At 55.6% G+C, this 21,559-nt stretch carries 20 protein-coding genes; 13 read left to right on the forward strand and 7 right to left on the reverse strand.

Annotated features, from left to right (window positions below; genetic code table 11):
• Window positions 1-4: 4 nt before the first annotated feature.
• The gene (locus OGX67_RS20855) at window positions 5-667 is read left to right on the forward strand and encodes a class I SAM-dependent DNA methyltransferase (RefSeq protein WP_257652031.1); all 663 of its coding nucleotides are present in this window, start codon (window positions 5-7) and stop codon (window positions 665-667) included.
• Here OGX67_RS20855 and OGX67_RS20860 read toward each other — a convergent pair.
• Window positions 664-1,614: a GlxA family transcriptional regulator gene (locus OGX67_RS20860; protein ID WP_071696902.1), complete on the reverse strand. Its 951-nt coding sequence runs from the start codon at window positions 1,612-1,614 to the stop codon at window positions 664-666. The genes OGX67_RS20855 and OGX67_RS20860 overlap by 4 nt on opposite strands.
• Window positions 1,615-1,632: 18 nt before the next feature.
• Window positions 1,633-2,409 carry an MBL fold metallo-hydrolase gene (locus OGX67_RS20865; RefSeq protein ID WP_204584009.1) on the reverse strand — a complete coding sequence of 259 codons (777 nt, stop codon included), beginning with the start codon at window positions 2,407-2,409 and terminating at the stop codon, window positions 1,633-1,635.
• Between the two features lie 377 nt (window positions 2,410-2,786).
• On the opposite strand from OGX67_RS20865, the gene OGX67_RS20870 reads away from it, so the two are divergent.
• The 3 genes from OGX67_RS20870 to OGX67_RS20880 all read left to right on the forward strand — a co-directional run bounded on the left by OGX67_RS20870 (window position 2,787) and on the right by OGX67_RS20880 (window position 4,392).
• Window positions 2,787-3,032 carry a YmjA family protein gene (locus tag OGX67_RS20870; protein WP_003021350.1) on the forward strand — a complete coding sequence of 82 codons (246 nt, stop codon included), beginning with the start codon at window positions 2,787-2,789 and terminating at the stop codon, window positions 3,030-3,032.
• 86 nt (window positions 3,033-3,118) lie between these two features.
• On the forward strand, window positions 3,119-3,595 hold the full coding sequence (locus OGX67_RS20875) for a cold-shock protein (RefSeq protein WP_003021353.1): 477 nt from the start codon (window positions 3,119-3,121) through the stop codon (window positions 3,593-3,595).
• 239 nt (window positions 3,596-3,834) lie between these two features.
• Window positions 3,835-4,392, forward strand: a complete 558-nt coding sequence (locus OGX67_RS20880; protein ID WP_286527142.1) for a hypothetical protein — start codon at window positions 3,835-3,837, stop codon at window positions 4,390-4,392.
• Window positions 4,393-4,674: 282 nt separating this feature from the next.
• Here OGX67_RS20880 and OGX67_RS20885 read toward each other — a convergent pair whose 3' ends face one another.
• Window positions 4,675-5,487, reverse strand: coding sequence for a DNA-binding transcriptional regulator (locus tag OGX67_RS20885; protein WP_044699510.1), 813 nt, complete (start codon window positions 5,485-5,487; stop codon window positions 4,675-4,677).
• A 191-nt stretch (window positions 5,488-5,678) separates the two neighbouring features.
• On the opposite strand from OGX67_RS20885, the gene OGX67_RS20890 reads away from it, so the two are divergent.
• From OGX67_RS20890 to mmuM, 9 genes are all read left to right on the forward strand, one after another.
• Complete coding sequence (locus OGX67_RS20890) at window positions 5,679-7,343, forward strand: bifunctional 3-(3-hydroxy-phenyl)propionate/3-hydroxycinnamic acid hydroxylase (RefSeq protein WP_257651705.1); 1,665 nt, start codon at window positions 5,679-5,681, stop codon at window positions 7,341-7,343.
• Between the two features lies 1 nt (window position 7,344).
• Window positions 7,345-8,289: a 2,3-dihydroxyphenylpropionate/2,3-dihydroxicinnamic acid 1,2-dioxygenase gene (gene mhpB / locus OGX67_RS20895; RefSeq protein ID WP_149691320.1), complete on the forward strand. Its 945-nt coding sequence runs from the start codon at window positions 7,345-7,347 to the stop codon at window positions 8,287-8,289.
• A 28-nt stretch (window positions 8,290-8,317) separates the two neighbouring features.
• Window positions 8,318-9,184: a 2-hydroxy-6-oxonona-2,4-dienedioate hydrolase gene (mhpC, locus tag OGX67_RS20900; protein ID WP_016149676.1), complete on the forward strand. Its 867-nt coding sequence runs from the start codon at window positions 8,318-8,320 to the stop codon at window positions 9,182-9,184.
• Window positions 9,185-9,193: 9 nt separating this feature from the next.
• Complete coding sequence (gene mhpD, locus OGX67_RS20905) at window positions 9,194-10,003, forward strand: 2-keto-4-pentenoate hydratase (RefSeq protein ID WP_040232796.1); 810 nt, start codon at window positions 9,194-9,196, stop codon at window positions 10,001-10,003.
• Window positions 10,000-10,950, forward strand: a complete 951-nt coding sequence (gene mhpF / locus OGX67_RS20910; RefSeq protein WP_071667383.1) for an acetaldehyde dehydrogenase — start codon at window positions 10,000-10,002, stop codon at window positions 10,948-10,950. The genes mhpD and mhpF overlap by 4 nt, the downstream gene beginning before the upstream one ends.
• On the forward strand, window positions 10,947-11,960 hold the full coding sequence (mhpE, locus tag OGX67_RS20915) for a 4-hydroxy-2-oxovalerate aldolase (protein WP_003021379.1): 1,014 nt from the start codon (window positions 10,947-10,949) through the stop codon (window positions 11,958-11,960). Before mhpF ends, mhpE begins: the two co-directional genes overlap by 4 nt.
• A gap of 68 nt (window positions 11,961-12,028) precedes the next feature.
• Window positions 12,029-13,243, forward strand: a complete 1,215-nt coding sequence (gene mhpT / locus OGX67_RS20920; RefSeq protein WP_016149678.1) for a 3-(3-hydroxy-phenyl)propionate transporter MhpT — start codon at window positions 12,029-12,031, stop codon at window positions 13,241-13,243.
• 274 nt (window positions 13,244-13,517) lie between these two features.
• On the forward strand, window positions 13,518-14,921 hold the full coding sequence (mmuP, locus tag OGX67_RS20925) for an S-methylmethionine permease (RefSeq protein ID WP_044714461.1): 1,404 nt from the start codon (window positions 13,518-13,520) through the stop codon (window positions 14,919-14,921).
• The gene (mmuM, locus tag OGX67_RS20930; RefSeq protein ID WP_061548193.1) at window positions 14,908-15,840 is read left to right on the forward strand and encodes a homocysteine S-methyltransferase; all 933 of its coding nucleotides are present in this window, start codon (window positions 14,908-14,910) and stop codon (window positions 15,838-15,840) included. Before mmuP ends, mmuM begins: the two co-directional genes overlap by 14 nt.
• A gap of 108 nt (window positions 15,841-15,948) precedes the next feature.
• On the opposite strand, the gene fbpC is transcribed toward mmuM, so the two are convergent.
• The 4 genes from fbpC to uhpC all read right to left on the reverse strand — a co-directional run bounded on the left by fbpC (window position 15,949) and on the right by uhpC (window position 21,487).
• Entirely contained in the window at window positions 15,949-16,995 is a 1,047-nt protein-coding gene (fbpC, locus tag OGX67_RS20935) for a ferric ABC transporter ATP-binding protein (RefSeq protein WP_257651704.1), read from the reverse strand.
• Between the two features lie 11 nt (window positions 16,996-17,006).
• Window positions 17,007-19,085 (reverse strand): ABC transporter permease, encoded by a 2,079-nt coding sequence (locus OGX67_RS20940; protein WP_003838617.1) that lies wholly within the window; start codon window positions 19,083-19,085, stop codon window positions 17,007-17,009.
• 69 nt (window positions 19,086-19,154) lie between these two features.
• A complete protein-coding gene (locus OGX67_RS20945; RefSeq protein WP_003021397.1) occupies window positions 19,155-20,186 on the reverse strand; it encodes an ABC transporter substrate-binding protein in 1,032 nt (343 codons plus the stop codon).
• A complete protein-coding gene (gene uhpC, locus OGX67_RS20950) occupies window positions 20,183-21,487 on the reverse strand; it encodes an MFS transporter family glucose-6-phosphate receptor UhpC (RefSeq protein ID WP_003021400.1) in 1,305 nt (434 codons plus the stop codon). The genes OGX67_RS20945 and uhpC overlap by 4 nt, the downstream gene beginning before the upstream one ends.
• Window positions 21,488-21,559: the final 72 nt, after the last annotated feature.

The raw sequence follows: 21,559 nt of genomic DNA on the forward strand, positions 1-21,559 counted from the left end.
TCGTGTGCAGGAGGATTTATCGTCGTTCTTCTTAACAGAAGAAAAAAGTGAGGACATTGTGAGCGACTCTGCGGCAAATAATATTCTGTCCATCTACCGACGTCATGCGGATGCCTTTGCCAGCCAGCGCTCGCGCACCTTGTTCGAGAAAAGCTGGCTCGATAAATTCATTTCCGTGATGGGCGGGCAGGGCAGCATTGTGGATATTGGCTGCGGCAACGGTCAGCCGATTGCCGGTTATTTTATCCGGCAAGGTTTTCAGCTTACCGGCGTTGATGGTTCCCCGGCGATGCTGGCGCGGGCCCGAAACACTTTTCCCGCACAGCGCTGGCTGGAGCAGGATATGCGCGAACTGGCACTCAATGAGACTTTCGATGGTCTGATCGCCTGGGACAGTTTTTTCCATTTAACTCAGCAGGACCAGCAAAAGATGTTCCCGATTTTTGACCGCCTCAGCCATCCCGGCAGCGCGCTGATGTTTACCAGCGGTACGGACAATGGCATCGCGATGGGGCAATTTGAGGGTGAGCCGCTGTTTCACGCCAGCCTCGCGCCGGACGAATACCGCGCATTGCTGTCAGCGCATGGTTTTGCGGTAGTCGAGATGGTGATGGAAGACCCGCACTGCGCCGGGCACACCGTCTGGCTGGCGCAAAAAAGAGGCTAATCGCCGCGAAAGGTTTTACGCCATTCAGCCGGGCTAACACCAAAGTGGGATTTAAAATGCTGACGCCAGGTGACGGGCGACTGAAAACCAACCTGTTCTGCAATGCGTTCAACGGGTAACTGGCTGGACTCCAGCAACGTCTGGCTACGGCGCAGGCGCTCGGCAATCAACCATTCGGCTACGCTTGACCCGGTGGCCTTCATAAAATGACGAGTGAGGGTACGACGGCTCATCATCACTCGCTGCGCCAGCTCGTCGAGATTATGCGGTTCGTGGAGATGCTGGCGCAAATAGTCGAGCAGGGCGTTGATGCGCTGATCCTGGGTATTTTTCGCTACCGGTTGTTCGATAAACTGTGCCTGGCCGCCCTCGCGATGTGGCGGCACAATCATCCGTCGGGCAATCTGATTCGCCACCGTGCTGCCAAAACGCTGGCGGATGACGTACAGGCAGCAATCCAGCGCGGCGGCGGTCCCTGCCGAGGTAATAATACCGTCGTCATCCACGTACAGCGCGTTGATATCCAGATGGGCTGCCGGAAAGCGCGCCTGAAAATCTTGTTCGAATTCCCAGTGCGTAGCCGCCCGTTTGCCATCCAGCAGACCAGCATAGCCGAGAACAAACGCGCCCAGACATAACCCAACAATTTGCGCGCCGTATTGTCGTGCGCGGTTGAGCGCATCAAGCAGGCTTTGTGGTGGTCGATGTGCCGTGGTACCCCACCAGGGGATCACTACGATGTCGGCAGCCTCCACCGCTTCATAGCCGTAGGCTGCGGTAAGGGCGAAGCCATCCTGCGAGGAAACGATGCCTGGCTGTTCGGCGCACAGTTGTACCTCAAAGCGCTTTTTCGACGCCACTTTGTCACTGAAAATAATGCACGGCACTGAGAAGTGAAACGGGCTGAAATCTTCCACGGCGACAATGGCGACGTTAAGCGGTTGCATACGATTCCTCTGTGGAGTTTAAAACGTCAGGGTTTCGCCATCTTCCGGCACGTTAACGAATTGCGCAATCTGGTTGTCGCGGGCGTACTCTTTCAAGGCCGCGCGGGTCAGCAGACAGTGGTTAACCGCCTCCATGTGGGTCGCCACAATTTGTGCCTCAGGTAGTACGAAGTGGGTTTTTAGCACATCTTCCGCCCCCATGATAATTGGGCCAAACCCGATAACGTGGGCAAAGCCTGCGTTCAGAATGACCACGCCTGGTTGAAAAGTCCGCATGTTGGTTTCCACCTCGTCGCGCCAGATGGTGTCCCCGACCAGATACAGCGTTTTTTCCGCCGGATGCTGGAAGATAACCCCGCAGGCATCACCCAGACGCTCAGCCATTTGCGGGATGGCGTAAGCGCGATCCGAACCGTGCTGGCCGCCGGTTTTACGCAGGGTGATATCACCAAGCACGGTGTTTTGCGTCAGTACGGTCAGTTGCGTGAAACCTTGTTCCCGCAGTACCTGCGCATCGCGATCGTTTTGCACATAAATCGGTTTGTCTTTCGGCACGACACGAGCCGCTGCTTCATCCCAGTGGTCTTCATGCAGATGGGTCACGATTAGCGCATCAACGTTGAGCAGCGTGTCGATATCGACAGGCAGTTCAACGGTCGGGTTGCGGATCTCGGCGCGAGCCGTTCCGGCAAAGCCCGGATAAGTACCTTTATCCGCCAGCATCGGATCAATCAGAAAAATTTTACCGCCAAAGGTGATGTGCTGCGTGGCGTTACGGATTTGCGTGATGTTCATGATGTTTGCTCCACGGGTTGGATCAGTGGTGTCATCGTAGAGTGTTGTCCAGAAGATGAATGTGGGCAAATGGGCGACTAGCGATGGGATTGGGCCAATAGCAGATTACAGATATCAATTATGTAATTAAAGTAATTTAATATTTCCCTTTGTAGCTCGTTATTTAATTCGCAGCCATTATATCGGAATGAATAAGAGTGCTGTTACTTAAATACGGAAAAATTTATTAAATACGAAGTGGTGCCAGAAAATAGTATCGATATATGCAACACATTACAGCCAGGAAACAGATCGCGAATCATGAAATAAGAATGCTATCATTCACATCAGACGCGGCAGGCAACTGCTGGCACACGCATATCCCCCCGGAGCAACTGATGAACAACGACATTCCGCTTAAATATTATGATATCGCCGACGAGTACGCGACCGAGGCCGCAAAGCCGGTGAGCGACACAGAACGTGACGCGCTGGCGCACTACTTCCAGCAGTTGATTACCCGTTTGATGAACAACGAAGAGATCAGCGAAGAAGCGCAGCAGGAGATGGCAACCGTGGCCGGTGTCGACGCTCAGCGTATCGATGATATCGCGGAGTTCCTCAATCGTTGGGGTAACGAGTAGCCAAAGGTATGGCCTGTGTTTTACACTGCGCGCAAATTGAGTAGGTATACTCTACGAGTAATAGGTTTAATCAGGCGGAAACAGCAATGAACGGAACAATCACAACGTGGTTTAAAGATAAAGGCTTTGGATTTATCAAAGATGAAAACGGCGACAATCGCTATTTTCATGTGATTAAGGTTGCTAATCCTGAGCTGATCAAGAAAGACGCGGCGGTGACTTTTGAGCCCACCACCAATAACAAAGGCTTGTCTGCCTACGCGGTAAAAGTCATACCAGACAGCAAGTACATCTATATCGCAGGCGAGCGTCTGAAGCTCACCTCGATCAAGTCATTCCTGGTCTACAGTGAAGAAGTCCCTGTAGAGACCCGTATCGACAAAGAAAATGCAGTGCTGTCTGTCGGCGTGCTGATGAACAGCATCCGACCAAAATCAGACGTGAAGCCTGGTGAAATGCGCACGCTGAAAAAGCTGGCTATCACCACCTTCCAGGGCACGACGCTGATTTTCTCGGAAGATGAAATCGACATCGACGAGACGGTGAAACTGCTTAAGGTCTGAAGCCCTTCAGACTGAATAAAAACCGGAACGCTGCTCTTTTCAGGAGCGGGGTTTCGGTTTTTTTTGATATGCGTAATTTACGTTATTCAGGTATGTAGTAATAAAATTAGTAGGTAGTAATCTGTTTCTGAACAGGTATATATTATCCGTATTAAACAAATATGATCGCCAACTATTTGCAGATTAGTAGCACGGCTAACTAACAATGATTTACCGATATAACTAATGGAGTAATATAAGTGATTATTAAAAAAATATGGAAGGCTATATCTTCTGAATATGTACCATCAGCCATTTGCTTTTTTCTCCTTGCAAAAATGGATTATGAAATAATATCTATCTGGCCACAGAGTGAATCGGTTGATGATAGAATTAAACTTTCTTTACTATTCATTCACTTGGTGATGGTTTTAGTGATGTTTACTCCGCTAATTAATCGATATTTATCACGAGTAGACAATGAGAAAATTGAAAAATTTATAGCTCTTCCGCAGAAAAATAAAAACATCACATACATTGATTGTTATGATTTTCTGAGCGGGCTTGCTTTATCAGCATTTTACTTATCCATCCTTATTTTTACAATGAAGAGTATTTACGAAGAGGCAGGGTGGGCAATTTCTGGTATTTATATATTTACAATGTTTGTGTCTTCTATTTCTATTGCTGCATTGTCATTGCTTAGATTTATCTGGATATTTACAAGGTTTAATAATTGTATATATTGGTTTATTGTTTTACTTGCGAGCAGTATGTGTATGGCAGTTATTGGTGCCGCGATGAAAATGGCCTCATAAAAATGTGCTTAATATCTGAAATAGTATTAATGGAGTATAAACTCTAAATAACAATACAGCTTGAACAGTGATGATTCCGCTTTGTAATCCGTGTGGTTGCATTGTTGCAAAGCTTAAAGCCTCTTTCGAAGAGGCTTTAAGCCCTCAGCGACCCTCCTGGCAGAAAACGAATGCACACTATGTAATGAAGATTTTTTTGGGCAAGACGTCACAAAGTTATATCGGCCGGTTAGTGAATTATGCCAGCTATCAATCAGATGATCCGCTTAACTGTGATCCACTTCACCTCCCGGCCACCAAAATCTCCTGCGACTCGACGCCGTCCTCTATCTGTTTCGCCACCTTTTGTAAGGCCGGAAGATGCTTTTCCGCGGCCTGTTCGATGGTCATGGCGCTGGCCATATACACCAGATTCAGGCAGCCGATGACACGTTGTTCGCTGCGGATGGGGACGGCGATAGAAGCGATTTTCTCCTCCTGATCCCAGCCGCGAAAGTTCTGGCCAAAACCGTCTTTTCGCGCGCGGGTTAAAATGGCATTGAGCTTCAGCGGTTCGCGCGCAAGCTGGAACTCTTCTCCTGGTCGGGAGGCCAGCATTTCAATCAGTTCCTGACGTTCATTCTCCGGACAGAATGCCAGCCAGGTCAGGCCGGATGCGGTTTTCAGCAATGGCAAACGACGCCCGACCATCGCCCGGTGAAACGACAGGCGGCTGAAGCGGTGGGTTGTTTCACGTACCACCATCTCGTCCACATCCAGCGTGGAAACGTCGGTCGGCCAGATGACCTCGCGCAGCAAATCCCCCAGCAGCGGGGCGGCGAGTGCGGAAATCCACTGCTCGTCACGAAATCCCTCGCTGAGCTGGCGGACTTTAATGGTTAAGCGAAAGCTGTCATCGGACAGGCTGCGCCGAACGTAACCCTCATCTTGCAGGGTTTCCAGCAGCCGTCTGACCGTGGTGCGATGCAGGCCGCTTAACTCAGCAAGTAAGCCAACACTGGCCCCACCATCGAGCCGGTTTAACATATTTAATAACATTAATCCGCGCGTTAATCCGCGTACGGTTTTGTACTCAGTGCTCTCGTCATTTTTCATATTCATTGACAAATCTACAGGTAAAACAACGTTGTGCACTTAGTGCACATCCAGGCATGTTTTGATTGTAGCGCAAAAACTCACTCCTATACTGACCGCACAACAAAAAATTATTCACATATTTTTAACAAAGCAAATTGCGCCTCACCAGGGTCCGCAATTGCGTTTTGTCCGAGTCGTGAGGTTCTGAAATGACAACAAAAAACCCGGATATCCAACCCGCTGTGCAGCACACCGTTCAGGTCGCGATTGCTGGTGCCGGCCCGGTGGGGCTAATGATGGCCAACTATCTTGGCCAGATGGGCATTGACGTGCTGGTGGTGGAGAAGCTCGACACGCTGATCGACTATCCCCGAGCCATCGGCATTGACGATGAAGCGTTGCGCACCATGCAGTCTGTGGGGCTGGTCGAGCGCGTTTTGCCGCACACCACGCCGTGGCACGCGATGCGCTTTCTCACGCCGAAAGGCCGCTGCTTTGCTGATATCCAGCCGATGACCGACGAATTTGGCTGGTCGCGCCGCAATGCGTTTATTCAACCACAGGTGGATGCGGTGATGTTGGAAGGGCTGTCGCGTTTTCCCAACGTGCGCTGCCTGTTCTCCCGCGAACTGGAGGCCTTCAGCCAGCAAAACGGCGAAGTGACGCTGAATCTGAAAACGCCGGACGGTCAACGTGAAACGGTGAAGGCCCAGTGGCTGGTGGCCTGCGACGGCGGCGGCAGCAACGTCAGACGCTCGCTGAATGTGCCGTTTGAAGGCAAAACCGCGCCGAATCAGTGGATTGTGGTGGATATCGCCAACGATCCGCTCAGCACACCGCATGTGTATCTGTGCTGCGATCCGGTGCGCCCGTATGTCTCCGCTGCGCTGCCGCACGCGGTGCGTCGCTTTGAATTTATGGTGATGCCGGGGGAAACCGAAGCGCAGCTCAGTGAACCGCAGAATATGCGTCAGCTTTTGAGCAAAGTGCTGCCGAACCCGGACAACGTCGAACTGATCCGCCAGCGCGTTTATACCCATAACGCCCGTCTGGCCGAACGTTTTCGCATTGACCGCGTGCTGCTGGCGGGCGATGCGGCGCACATTATGCCGGTCTGGCAGGGGCAGGGGTACAACAGCGGCATGCGCGATGCTTTCAATCTGGCGTGGAAACTGGCGCTGGTCATTAAGGGCAAAGCCGGTGATGAGCTGCTGGATACCTACCAGCAGGAACGCCGCGACCACGCCAAAGCGATGATCGATCTCTCCGTGACCGCTGGCAACGTGCTGGCGCCGCCAAAACGCTGGCACGGTGCGGTGCGCGACGGGGTTTCCTGGTTGCTGAATTATATTCCGCCGGTCAAACGTTACTTCCTGGAAATGCGCTTTAAGCCGATGCCGCAGTACCACGTCGGGGCACTGGTACGTGAAGGCGACGCGAAAACGTCACCGGTCGGCAAGATGTTTATCCAGCCGAAGGTGACGCTGGAATCGGGTGAAGTGACGCTGCTCGACAACGTTATTGGACCGAATTTCGCGGTGATTGGCTGGGGCTGTAACCCGCTGTGGGGCATGAGCGAGGCGCAGATCCAACAGTGGCAGGCGCTGGGGACGCGTTTTATCCAGGTCGTGCCGGACACGCAGATTCATACCGATCAGGATAACCACGACGGCGTTACCCGCATTGGTGATACGCAAAACCGCCTGCGCGCGTGGTTTGCCCAGCACAACGCCGCGCTGGTGGTAATGCGCCCGGACCGCTTCGTGGCCGCCATCGCCATTCCGCAAACCCTGGGCAGCACCCTGAATAAACTGGCGTCGGTGATGACACTTACCCGCGCTACTGCCGATATTCCTGTTGAAAAGGTGGCCTGATATGCACGCTTATCTTCACTGTCTTTCCCACTCGCCGCTGGTGGGGTACGTCGACCCGGCGCAGACCGTGCTCGACGAGGTTAACGGCGTGATCGCCAGCGCCCGGGCGCGTATTGCGGCGTTCGACCCGGAACTGGTAGTGCTGTTTGCCCCCGATCACTACAACGGTTTTTTCTACGACGTGATGCCGCCGTTCTGCTTAGGCGTGGGAGCTACGGCGATCGGCGATTTCGGCAGCGCAGCGGGAGAACTGCCAGTGCCGACAGATCTCGCTGAAGCCTGCGCCCACGCGGTGATGAAAAGCGGCATCGATCTTGCCGTGTCCTACAACATGCAGGTCGATCACGGCTTCGCGCAGCCGCTGGAGTTTTTGCTCGGCGGTCTGGATAAGGTGCCGGTGCTGCCGGTGTTTATTAACGGCGTCGCCACGCCGCTGCCGGGCTTTCAGCGTACCCGCATGCTCGGTGAAGCGATTGGCCGTTTCGCCAGCTCGCTGAATAAGCGCGTGCTGTTTTTAGGCTCCGGTGGTCTATCGCATCAACCGCCGGTCCCGGAGCTGGCGAAGGCTGATGCCCATATGCGTGACCGCCTGCTCGGCAGCGGCAAACAGTTACCTGAAAACGAGCGCGAGCTGCGCCAGCAGCGGGTGATCAGCGCCGCCGAGAAGTTCGTGGCCGATCAAAACACGCTGCATCCGCTGAACCCTGTCTGGGATAACCGCTTTATGAGCCTGCTTGAGCAGGGGCGTTTGCAGGAGCTGGACGCGGTCAGTAACGAAGAGCTGTCCGCGATGGCGGGCAAATCAACGCACGAAGTGAAAACCTGGGTTGCCGCCTTTGCCGCCATTTCTGCCTTTGGTAGCTGGCGTAGTGAAGGCCGTTATTACCGCCCGATCCCGGAGTGGATCGCCGGATTCGGCTCCCTGAGCGCTACCACACAGAACTGAAACAGAACTGAATATGCAGGAGAACATCATGACTTACCAACCGCAAACCGAAGCCGCTACCAGTCGTTTTCTGGAGGTGCAGGAAGCAGGCGAAACACTACGCGTGCATTTCAATGACTGTGGACAGGGCGAAGAGACCGTCGTGCTGCTGCACGGCTCCGGTCCTGGCGCGACGGGCTGGGCAAACTTCAGCCGCAATATTGATCCGCTGGTACAGGCCGGATACCGGGTGATCCTGCTGGATTGTCCAGGCTGGGGCAAAAGCGATGGGATCGTTAACCGCGGTTCGCGATCTGATCTCAACGCTCGCATTCTGAAAAGCGTGGTCGATCAATTGGATATTCAAACAGTCCACCTGCTGGGTAACTCGATGGGCGGTCACAGTGCTGTGGCGTTTACCCTGAGCTGGCCGGAGCGCGTGGGCAAACTGGTGTTAATGGGCGGCGGAACGGGCGGCATGAGTCTGTTTACCCCGATGCCGACCGAAGGTATCAAACGCCTGAATCAGCTGTACCGCGAGCCGACCATCGAGAACCTGAAGCTGATGATGGAGATCTTTGTCTTCGACACCAGCGACCTGACCGAGGCATTGTTTGAGGCACGCCTGAATAACATGCTGTCGCGTCGCGATCACCTGGAAAACTTTGTCCAGAGTCTGGAGGCCAACCCGAAACAGTTCCCGGATTTCAGCCCGCGTCTGGGTGAAATCAAAGCCCAGACCCTGATTGTCTGGGGACGCAATGACCGCTTTGTGCCGATGGATGCCGGTCTGCGCCTGCTCTCCGGAATTGCCGGTTCTGAGCTGCATATCTACCGCGACTGCGGGCACTGGGCGCAGTGGGAGCATGCGGATGCCTTTAACCAGCTGGTGCTGAACTTCCTCGCACGCCCTTAAGGAACGGACATGACGAATCATAATCTTGAGCAGTTGGCCGCCGATTTACGTCAGGCTGAAGAAAAAGGGGAAGCTATCGCCCCACTGCGTGAATTGATTGGTGTGGATAACGCCGAAGCGGCCTACGCCATTCAACGCATCAACGTGCAGTATGAAGTGGCGCGCGGGCGTCGCGTGGTCGGGCGCAAAGTAGGGCTGACACACCCGAAAGTGCAACAGCAGCTTGGCGTCGATCAGCCGGACTTCGGTACGCTGTTTGCCGACATGTGCTACGGCGATAACGACACCATTGCGTTTGAGCGCGTGCTGCAACCGCGTATTGAAGCGGAAATCGCGCTGGTGCTGAACCGCGATCTGCCCAATGCCGACACTACTTTTGACGAGCTGTATAACGCCATCGAGTGGGTGCTGCCCGCGCTGGAAGTGGTCGGCAGCCGTATCCGTGACTGGTCAATCAAGTTTGTTGATACCGTGGCGGATAACGCCTCCTGCGGGGTGTATGTGGTCGGCGGCCCGGCACAGCGTCCGGCAGGATTAGATCTGAAAAACTGCGCGATGAAAATGACGCGCAACAACGAAGAGGTTTCCAGCGGACGCGGCAGCGAATGCCTGGGACATCCGATCAACGCCGCCGTCTGGCTGGCGCGCAAAATGGCCAGCCTCGGCGAGCCGCTACGTGCCGGAGATATCATTCTCACCGGCGCGTTAGGCCCTATGGTGGCGGTGAATGCGGGCGATCGTTTCGAGGCCCATATCGACGGTATTGGTTCAGTTGCCGCCACCTTTTCAGCGGCGGTTACAAAAGGAAGTCAGTCATGAGTAAGCGTAAAGTCGCCATTATCGGCTCCGGCAACATCGGTACCGATTTGATGATAAAAATTCTGCGTCACGGCGTACATCTGGAAATGGCGGTGATGGTCGGTATCGATCCTGATTCTGATGGTCTGGCGCGTGCCCGACGCATGGGCGTTGCCACCACCCATGAAGGGGTGACAGGGCTTATCGCCATGCCGGAATTCGCCGACATCGACATTGTTTTTGATGCCACCAGCGCAGGCGCGCATGTGAAGAACGACGCCGCGCTGCGCGCCGTTAAACCAGCGATCCGCCTGATCGACCTGACCCCCGCGGCAATCGGCCCGTACTGCGTGCCTGTGGTGAATCTGGAGGCCAACGTTGATCAGCAGAACGTTAATATGGTGACCTGCGGCGGGCAGGCGACTATCCCGATGGTGGCGGCAGTTTCTCGCGTGGCAAAAGTCCATTACGCCGAAATTATCGCCTCGATCGCCAGTAAATCTGCGGGTCCTGGCACGCGCGCTAATATCGATGAGTTTACCGAAACCACCTCGAAGGCGATTGAAGTGGTTGGCGGGGCGGCAAAAGGTAAAGCGATTATCGTCCTTAACCCGGCCGAGCCGCCGCTGATGATGCGCGACACGGTGTATGTGCTGAGCGAAGCGGCCTCTGAGGTTGAAGTTGAAGCATCGATTAATGAGATGGCGGCGGCGGTGCAGGCTTACGTGCCGGGCTATCGTCTGAAACAGCGTGTCCAGTTTGAAGTCATCCCGCAGGATAAACCGGTCAATCTGCCGGGCATCGGTCAGTTCTCCGGGCTGAAAACCGCGGTGTATCTGGAAGTGGAAGGCGCGGCGCACTATTTACCTGCCTATGCGGGCAACCTCGACATTATGACCTCCAGCGCGCTGGCGACCGCTGAGAAAATGGCGCAGTCACTCACTCGTCAGGCAGGAGAAGCAGCATGAACGGTAAAAAACTCTATATCTCTGACGTGACCCTGCGCGACGGCATGCACGCCATTCGTCATCAATATTCGCTGGAAAACGTGCGCCAGATTGCCAAAGCGCTGGACGACGCGAGGGTGGATTCCATTGAGGTGGCGCACGGCGACGGTCTGCAGGGTTCCAGTTTTAACTATGGCTTTGGCGCGCACAGCGACCTGGAGTGGATTGAAGCGGCGGCGGACGTGGTCAAGCACGCCAAGATCGCCACGCTGCTGTTGCCGGGCATTGGCACGATTCATGACCTGAAAAATGCGTATCAGGCTGGGGCGCGCGTTGTGCGTGTGGCGACCCACTGCACCGAAGCGGACGTGTCGGCCCAGCATATTCAGTATGCGCGTGAACTGGGCATGGACACCGTCGGTTTTCTGATGATGAGTCATATGACCACGCCGGAAAACCTCGCACAGCAAGCGAAACTGATGGAAAACTACGGTGCGACCTGTATCTATGTGGTCGATTCAGGCGGGGCGATGAACATGTCTGATATCCGTGACCGCTTCCGCGCCCTGAAAGCGGTGCTGAAGCCGGAAACAGAAACCGGGATGCACGCCCACCACAACCTGAGCCTTGGCGTGGCGAACTCGATTGCTGCGGTAGAAGAGGGTTGTGACCGTATCGATGCCAGCCTGGCAGGTATGGGCGCAGGCGCAGGCAACGCGCCGCTGGAGGTATTTATCGCCGCGGCGGATAAGCTTGGCTGGCAGCACGGCACCGATCTGTATGCGCTGATGGACGCCGCCGACGATCTGGTGCGTCCGCTGCAGGACCGCCCGGTGCGGGTGGACCGCGAAACGCTGGCGCTGGGCTATGCTGGGGTGTACTCCAGCTTCCTGCGCCACTGCGAAGTGGCGGCGGCGCGTTATGGCCTGAGCGCGGTAGATATTCTGGTTGAACTGGGCAAACGCCGGATGGTGGGCGGCCAGGAAGATATGATCGTCGACGTGGCGTTGGATCTGCGCAACAGAAAATAAAAATGATTACGCGGCTGGCAACGTATCAGCCGCGATTCACCTGCATCGTGACCTCAGAGGTACATCTTATGACTACCCGTACCCCCGCATCCTCATCCCGCCTGACGTTGACCGTCGGGCTGTGTTTTTTAGTCGCCCTGATGGAAGGGCTGGATTTACAGGCCGCCGGGATCGCTGCCGTCGGTATCGCCCATGCGTTTGCATTGGATAAAATGCAGATGGGCTGGATCTTCAGCGCGGGCATTCTTGGGCTGCTGCCCGGCGCGCTGGTGGGCGGCATGCTGGCCGATCGCTATGGCCGCAAACGCATTCTTATTGCCTCCGTGGCGCTGTTCGGCCTGTTCTCACTGGCGACGGCGATATCCTGGGATTTCTCATCGCTGGTGTTTGCTCGCCTGATGACCGGTGTTGGGTTGGGTGCGGCGTTGCCGAATCTGATCGCGCTGACTTCTGAGGCGGCGGGTCCGCGTTTTCGTGGGACGGCGGTGAGCCTGATGTACTGCGGTGTACCGATTGGCGCGGCGCTGGCGGCAGCGCTCGGGTTTAGCGGTCTGGCCTCTGCCTGGCAAACCGTGTTCTGGGTCGGCGGGGTGATCCCGCTGCTGCTGGTTCCGCTGTTAATGCGCTGGTTGCCGGAATCACAGGTTTATACCCAACAAACGCAGGTGGCTGCCGCGCCGCTGCGCGCTCTGTTTGCGCCAACCACCGCGACAGCCACGCTGCTGCTGTGGCTGTGCTATTTCTTCACCCTGCTGGTGGTGTATATGCTGATCAACTGGCTGCCGATGCTGCTGGTAGAGCAGGGCTTTCAGCCCTCGCAGGCAGCAGGCGTGATGTTTGCTCTGCAAATCGGCGCGGCCAGCGGGACGTTAATTCTCGGGGCGTTGATGGACAAACTGCGTCCGGTGATCATGTCGCTGCTGATCTACACCGGGATGCTGGCATCACTGCTGGCGCTGGGCACGGTATCGTCATTGAGCGGCATGCTGATGGCGGGATTTGTGGCGGGGATGTTTGCCACCGGTGGGCAAAGCGTGTTGTATGCGCTGGCACCGTTGTTTTACAGCACGCAGATCCGCGCCACCGGCGTGGGTACCGCTGTCGCCGTCGGTCGTCTGGGCGCGATGAGCGGTCCGCTGCTGGCGGGGAAAATGTTAGCGCTCGGCACCGGAACGGTAGGGGTGATGGCGGCTTCTGCGCCGGGGATATTGCTGGCAGGGCTGGCGGTATTTATTCTGATGAGCCGCAAATCGCAGATGCCGATCCCTGCCAGCGGTGCTTAAGCGCTCATTCGGTAGTATGAGCAGGGAGATACGGTTCCCACTTCCGGGTGAACGCCAGCCGGTGAGGACGTTGCCAGAGTTTACATAAAGCCTGGCAACGGAGGCGTTATGAGCTGGCGGCCCTTTTTGTATTTGATTATTAATCCCCACCCGATATTAAGCGCCCGGCGCGGGCATCTGCGCCTGGTGCAGGGTTGACTTTGCATTCTGTTAACAAACGCGGTATAACAAACCTTCTTTGGATGTTTAGATGTCCATACGTTTAGAAGGTTATATGCAAACAACACAACAAAATGCGCCACTGAAGCGCACAATGAAAACGCGTCACCTGATAATGCTCTCCTTAGGCGGCGTGATTGGCACAGGGTTATTCTTCAATACCGGGTACATCATCTCCACCACCGGGGCGGCGGGAACGCTGCTGGCTTATCTGATTGGCGCGCTGGTGGTCTGGTTGGTTATGCAGTGTTTGGGCGAGCTGTCGGTCGCGATGCCGGAGACCGGGGCGTTTCACGTCTATGCTGCGCGTTATCTCGGCCCCGCAACGGGATATACCGTGGCCTGGCTCTACTGGCTGACCTGGACTGTAGCGCTGGGTTCGAGTTTTACCGCCGCCGGATTCTGTATGCAGTACTGGTTTCCACAGGTGCCGGTTTGGGTCTGGTGTGTGGTGTTCTGCGCGATTATTTTTGGCCTGAACGTCATCTCCACGCGCTTTTTTGCCGAAGGGGAGTTCTGGTTCTCGCTGGTAAAAGTGGTCACTATCATCGCCTTTATCATCCTCGGCGGGGCGGCGATTTTTGGTTTTATCCCGATGCAGGATGGCTCGCCCGCGCCTGGACTGAGTAATATCACGGCGGAAGGCTGGTTCCCACACGGTGGCTTACCGATCCTGATGACGATGGTGGCGGTGAATTTTGCTTTTTCGGGAACCGAGCTTATCGGTATTGCCGCCGGAGAAACAGAAAACCCGCGCAAGGTCATTCCGGTAGCGATTCGTACCACTATCGCGCGACTGATTATTTTCTTTATCGGCACCGTGTTTGTGCTGGCGGCGCTGATCCCGATGCAGCAGGCGGGCGTGGAGAAAAGCCCGTTTGTGCTGGTGTTTGAGAAGGTGGGGATTCCTTACGCCGCCGATATTTTTAACTTCGTGATCCTGACGGCTATTCTATCCGCGGCGAACTCCGGGCTGTATGCCTCCGGGCGCATGCTGTGGTCGCTGTCAAATGAACGTACGCTACCGGCCTGTTTTGCGCGAGTAACGAAAAATGGCGTGCCGCTGACGGCGCTGTCGGTCAGTATGCTCGGTGGTGTGCTGGCGCTGTTTTCCAGCGTGGTGGCCCCGGATACGGTATTTGTCGCGCTGTCGGCAATCTCCGGGTTTGCGGTGGTGGCGGTGTGGCTGAGCATTTGCGCTTCACACTTCGTCTTTCGCCGCCGTCATCTGCAGCAGGGTAAGGCATTGAGTGAATTGCATTATCGCGCGCCGTGGTATCCGCTGGTGCCGGTACTGGGATTTGTGCTGTGTCTGGTGGCTTGTGTCGGGCTGGCATTCGATCCAGCGCAGAGAATTGCGCTGTGGTGCGGGTTACCGTTTGTGGCAGTGTGTTATGGTGCTTATTTCCTTACTCAACCGCGTAAAGCCAAACAGGAGCCCGAACATGTCGCAGAATAATCCGTTAAGCGCCATCCTCGATAAACAGGATTTCCTGTTGCTCGATGGTGCGATGGCGACGGAGCTGGAAGCGCGTGGCTGTAATTTAGCCGATAGCCTGTGGTCAGCCAAAGTGCTGGTCGAAAATCCGGAGCTTATCCGCGAAGTCCATCTCGATTACTACCGGGCGGGGGCGCAATGCGCGATCACCGCTAGCTATCAGGCGACGCCGGCGGGCTTTGCCGCGCGAGATCTGGATGAAGCGCAGTCGAAAGCGCTGATTGGCAAAAGCGTGGAGCTGGCGCGTAAAGCCCGTGAAGCGTATCTGGCAGAGAACCCGCAGGCGGGCACGCTGCTGGTAGCAGGATCGGTCGGGCCTTACGGCGCGTATCTGGCGGATGGTTCTGAATACCGTGGTGATTACCAACGTAGCGCTGAAGAGTTTCAGGCGTTTCACCGCCCGCGCGTGGAAGCCTTGCTGGATGCCGGGGCCGATCTTCTGGCCTGTGAAACCCTGCCAAATTTTGCCGAAATTAGCGCGCTGGCTGAGTTATTGACTGCATATCCGCGTGCGCGGGCGTGGTTTTCATTTACCCTGCGTGACAGCGAGCACCTGAGCGACGGTACGCCGCTGCGTGACGTGGTTGCGTTGCTGGCGGATTATCCGCAGGTGGTGGCGCTAGGTATTAACTGCATTGCGCTGGAAAACACCACCGCTGCGTTGCAGCATTTACACAGTTTAACGGCGCTGCCGCTGGTAGTGTATCCGAACTCGGGCGAGCAGTATGATGCCGTGAGCAAAACCTGGCATCATCACGGCGAGCATTGTGCGCATCTGGCGGATTATCTGCCGCAGTGGCAGGCCACTGGCGCACGGTTGATTGGCGGGTGCTGTCGCACCACGCCTGCGGATATTGCCGCGCTAAAAGCGCGAAGCTGAGAGTTTATCGGGCCTACATCGTTCAATGTAGGCCTGATAAGCGCAGCGCATCAGGCATTGCCGGATGGTGGCACAAGCGCCTTATCCGGCCTACAAAGCCACAAAACGTTATGCCGCGTCCGCCAGAACAAACATGCCGTATGGATGGATTTCGAGATAATACTGCTCGCCGACGTCCGGCTGTAAACGCGTAGCGTTGACCTGCAATAAGATCTCCTGCCCGTGCCATTCCACCGTGACTTCATACTGGGGGCCCATATAGGCCACGTGGCGGATCACGCAGCGCTGACTCTCTTCGCCGCGATCGCTAAGCGTGATCGCTTCCGGGCGCACGCCGACCATGCCTTCGCCTTGCGTATCAAAGTGCAGCGGGCGCGGCAGGTGGTAGCCGTAGATATCAACGTATTGGTCACCGAAGGTGGCCGGGAACAGGTTGGCGTCACCCATAAAACTTGCCATAAAGCGCGAGGCGGGCTGGCGGTAAAGATCCTGCGGTGAACCGATCTGCATGATGTGCCCCTTGTTCATCACCAGCACGGTATCGGAAACCGCAAAGGCTTCGCTCTGATCGTGGGTGACGTACAGCGAGGTGATATCAAACTGCTTTTGCAGTTCGCGGATCTTGTCGCGCATGCTGCGACGCAGGTTGGCGTCGAGGTTACTCAACGGCTCATCAAACAGCAGTACTTTCGGCTTGAGGATCAACGCGCGGGCCAGCGCTACGCGCTGCTGCTGACCGCCGGAGATCTGATCAACATAGCGCTCTTCGAATCCTTCCAGATCGACCATCGCCAGTGCCTTTTTGACACGGGCTTTCACCTCAGCGCGGGATACGCCGAGCATCTTCAGGCCGTAACCAACGTTCTCTCCCAGCGACATATGCGGGAACAGGGCATAGGACTGAAACACCATACAGATATCACGCTGCTGAATTGAGCGATGGGTGACGTCTTCGCCATCAATGAAAATCTGCCCTTCGCTCGGTTTTTCCAGCCCGGCGACCAGGCGCAAAATGGTGGTTTTGCCACAACCGGACGGGCCGAGCAGCGTCACCATTTGCCCCTGTGGGATGGTGAGGTTGATATTGTCGATTACCGTATTACTGCCAAATCGTTTGGTGACGTTGCGCAGTTCAACGAAATTTTTCTGAGTCATAGTGCGCTCCATTACGCCTGGTTTTTGGCTTTTGAACGGGAGGTACGTGATTCACCGATCAGCCAGTCAAAGATGAAAATAATCGCCAGCATCACCACGATCAGAATGGAACCGTAGGCAATCGCCACACCGTATTCGCCATCTTCCACGCGGTTCAGGATGTAGGCCGTCGCTACACGGGTATCCGGCGTGACGAGGAATACAATGGCGCTGACGGTGGTAATGGCGCGCACAAAGCTGTAAATCAGCGCCGAAAGGATCGCCGGGCGTAGCAGCGGCAGCAGGATATGCGTAATGGTACGCAGCGAACCGGCGCGCAGGCTGAGCGAGGCTTCATCCAGTGATTTATCGATCTGGCCTAAGCCCGCGATACCCGCCCGAATACCGACCGGGACGTTACGCATTACCATCGAGATAATGACAATCGCCGCCGTACCAGTGAGGTAAACCGGGGCGCTGTTAAAGGCCAGAATGTACGATACGCCCGCGACGGTGCCTGGAACGGCAAAGCACAGCATGGTGGTGAACTCGATGGTCTTCTTGCCCTTAAACTGTTGGCGCACGACTACCCAGGCGATCAGCAGACCGAAGATGGCGGTGATCGGCGCGGCAATACCGGCGTAGAGCAGGGTGTCGAGCAGTGAAGGCCATGCGCCGTCGCTCATCCCCTGACCGAACAGTTTGGTAAAGTTCGCTAACGTCAGGGTGTAGTCCACGCCCCAGTTAACGGTGAAACTGCCGTAGAAAATGCTGCCGTACAACAGGGCGTTAAAGGCAATCCACACCGCCAGCAGCGCGACCACGCTCCATACCAACGTCACAGGTAACGGTTGCACGTCGCCCCGGTAGGATTTACCGGAAACGGTGACGTATGAGCGTTTACCAATCCACATATATTGCACGCAGAACACCAGCAGTGAGAACAGCAGCAGGAAGGCACCCAGCGTACTGGCGGCCTGGTAGTCGAGCTGCGAACCGGTGATGTAGAAGTAGATTTGCGTTGCCAGCACGTCGAAGTTACCGCCGAGCACCAGCGGGTTACTAAAGTCAGCCAGCGACTGCACAACCACAATCAAAAAGGCGTTCGCCAGCGCTGGTTTCAGCAGCGGGACAAACACGCCGTTAAAGGTCTGCCAGCGGCTGGCACGCAGGGTGTATGACGCTTCTTCCAGCGACGGATGAATGGTTTTGATTGCTCCGTCGAGGATCATAAACGCCATCGGAGTGAAGGCCAGCACCTGCGCCAGCCAGATGCCGGTAAAACCGTACAGCCAGTTGGTGTTGGTTAAGCCAAACCATTCGACCATAAATTCGGTGATGTAGCCGGAGCGTCCCATCATCAGCGTGACGCCTAAACCCACGACAAACGGCGGGGTGACGATCGGCAAAATCGAGAAGATACGTCCGATTATGGCGCTGCGTCTGGCGATACGGGTGGTATAGATAGCCAGTACCAGACCAAAGAAGGTACAGCCGATGCCGACGGCAATCGACAGCATAATCGAGTTGAGGATCACCTGAATGATATGTGCCTGCGACAGCACATTCATAAACGCCAGCGGGGCAAATTCCCCGGCGTCGTTGGTGAACATCGGAATAAAAATAGCGATACTCGGCCAGACGATAAAAATACCGATTAGCGCGACAATCGCGGTGAGCGAACCGATGACGAAACGGTCGCCGCCCAGCCATTCCAGACGGGTGAGCGCCAGGGTCATGATCGCGCCAAGTGCTACAAACAACACAATGGTGGCATAGCCTAAGCCACGCCCCTCAAGAGTCGCGCTGGCGACGATAAACGCCATACAGAAAAAAGCCCAGCCCGCATCAAGATAATGGCGGCCGCGCTGTTCGCGCCTGGCCTCATGGAACGGACGCACCAGTAGCAGGCTCGGCAGCAGATACCATAACCAACTGATATTGAACTGTGACCAGCCGTAGGCGGCGAGTATTTCCTCGCCTGTCGATTCCAGCAGACCGTAGTCCAGGCTCCAGCTTGGCAACAGGGCAAACGCCAGCCAGCCAAGCAAAACCCAAAGAAATATCGCATCCCGTTTTTTCACGGGATGGAGTGCAAGTGTGTGTGACATAGCGGTTCCGGTATTCCAGGCCGGATGCGGTATTAACGCCGCACCCGGCAAATGATCGCCGATGTAGGCTTATTTACCCATCTTCACTTCGCTGACCCACTTATTGATCAACGCTTTACGCACGTCGGTCGAGCCGTACTTATCCATGTCGTAATTGATAAGTTTCAGGTCGTCGAGCTTCAGCGAGTTAGGAGACGTCTCGGCGGTGGTGTTGGTCAGGATCTGATAGGACTTACCTTTCTTCCACGCCAGTTCCTGGGCATCTTTTGACAGTACCCAGTCAACGAACAGTTTGGCGTTATCGAGGTTGCGCGCGCCTTTCAGAATGCTAACGCCGCCGATCTCATAGCCAGTACCTTCGCACGGTGAAATTAGCTCCAGCGGTGCGCCCTGTTCTTTTTCCAGCGAGTAGTCGTGCAGGAAGCCAATGCCAATCGCCGTTTCGCCACGAGCGGCGTTACGCGCTGGGGCAATGCCTGATTTAGTGTATTGAGAGACGTTGGCGTTGAGCTGTTTCAGGTAGTCAAAGGCCTGATCTTCACCCCACAGCTGGGCAAAAGTCGCCAGCGCGGTATAGGCGGTACCGGAGCTTTGCGGGTCAGCAATCTGGATTTCACCTTTGTATTCCGGTTTGGTCAGATCCTTCCAGCATTTTGGCACCGGCAGGTTTTTCTCTTTCAGGCGCTGGGTATTGACGCCAAAGCCCAGAATACCGACGTAAACCGCCGAGGAGAGATTGCCTTTCACCTTCGCGGGATCGCGGAATTTCTCCATGATCTGTTCGAGATTGGGTGATTTATACGGCTGCAGCAGGCCCATTTCCCCGGCCTGGGACTGCGGATCCAGCGTACCGCCGTACCAGACATCCGCCTGCGGATTTTTCTTCTCGGCATCCACTTTCGCCAGCGTACTGCCCGAGCCGTTGCGAATGAATGAGGTTTTCACATCATATTTTTCACCGAAGGCTTTGGTTTCGGTTTCGCACATCTCGTTAGTGGCGCTGCAATACACCACCAGACGGCCCTGCGCCTGAGCTGCGTTGCTGAAGGCTGCCAGCGTCAGAGCAGAGGCAATTAGTGTAGAGGTAAGCGTCAGTTTCATTGTTTTATCCTTTGACTGAGAGAAGGGGTAATGCCTGCAATGAGCAGTGGCATCAGCAATAAACCCATAAAGACAGCGGCGACCGAGAGCAAACTGAACATTCCCGACCAGCCGTAGTGTTCTATGACCAGCGACAGCGGCCAACCCGCCAGCGCGGCCCCCAGATAGGCGAACAGCCCGAGAAAACCGGTAATTGAACCTGCTGCCGCTTTGTGTCCGCACTCCACTGCCGCGAGGCCAATCAGCATCTGTGGGCCAAACACAAAAAAGCCCACCGTAAAGAAACACATTGCCAGTAGCGCGTAGTGGTGCACCGGCGCCAGCCACAGCGCGGCGACGGAGACCATCAGCCCCAGCGTGAACAGCAAAATCATCGGCGCACGCTGACCGCTGAACAGCAGATCCGATCCCCATCCGGCAAACAGCGCCCCCAGCAAACCGCCAACTTCAAACAGCATCACCGTGGCATTGGCGCTGAGCAGATTCACGCCGTGGCTTTCCGTCAGCCAGATGTTGCCCCAGTCGTTGAGCGCAATGCGGATCAAATAGACCAATACATACGACACGCCGAGCAGCCAGATCATCGGGTTTTTCAGCATGGTGGTACGTAACATTTGCCACAGCCCCATCGGCGGACTTTGCTGCTCCTGACGCAGCTCCAGCGGGTCATGCCGCCATTCACCAACCGTCGGTAATCCCTCTTCCCGGGGCGTGCCTTTCAGTTGCAGAGTGAGCCAAATGCCTAACGCCATGCTGATAATCCCCGGTGCCAGCATCGCTGCCTGCCAGCCCCACCAGTGGGCGGCAAAGGCGCTAATCAGCGGGATAACTGCCCCACCAATGTTGATCGACATATTCCAGCAGCCCCACCAGAATCCGCGTTCGTTGCGCGAGTACCAGTGGGTCAGTAGTCGGGCGCAGGGCGGCCAGCCCCAACCCTGGAAAAACCCGTTCAGCGTCCAGACCACCAGCAGCAGCGTGAGCGATTCACCAAAGGCGAACAGCACATTCAAAACACCGGTGGCGAAAAGGCCAATGCCCATAAATGCGCGTTGTCCGTGGCTGTCGTGCCATAGCCCGGCGGTAAATTTCGACAGGCCATAGGTCAGGTAAAACAGCGACCCCAGCAGGCCGATATCGCCTTTATCCAGACCGAGGTCCGTTTGTAGCGCCGGGAGGACGTAGTTGACACTTTTACGCGTCAGATAAAACGCGGCATAGCCAATGACCATACACATCAGCAGCCGAGGGCGTAGCGCCCGGTATTGTTGATCTGTTTCGCTGGCTGAGCGTGTATGCATGGCAGTCTCCGTTTGTGCTGACTATAGGAAAGTGAAAGCAAAAGAGGATGAGAGAAAGTCCAGAGTGGCTAA

The organism is Citrobacter sp. Cf118 (assembly GCF_030334095.1).
Lineage (GTDB): Bacteria > Pseudomonadota > Gammaproteobacteria > Enterobacterales > Enterobacteriaceae > Citrobacter > Citrobacter freundii.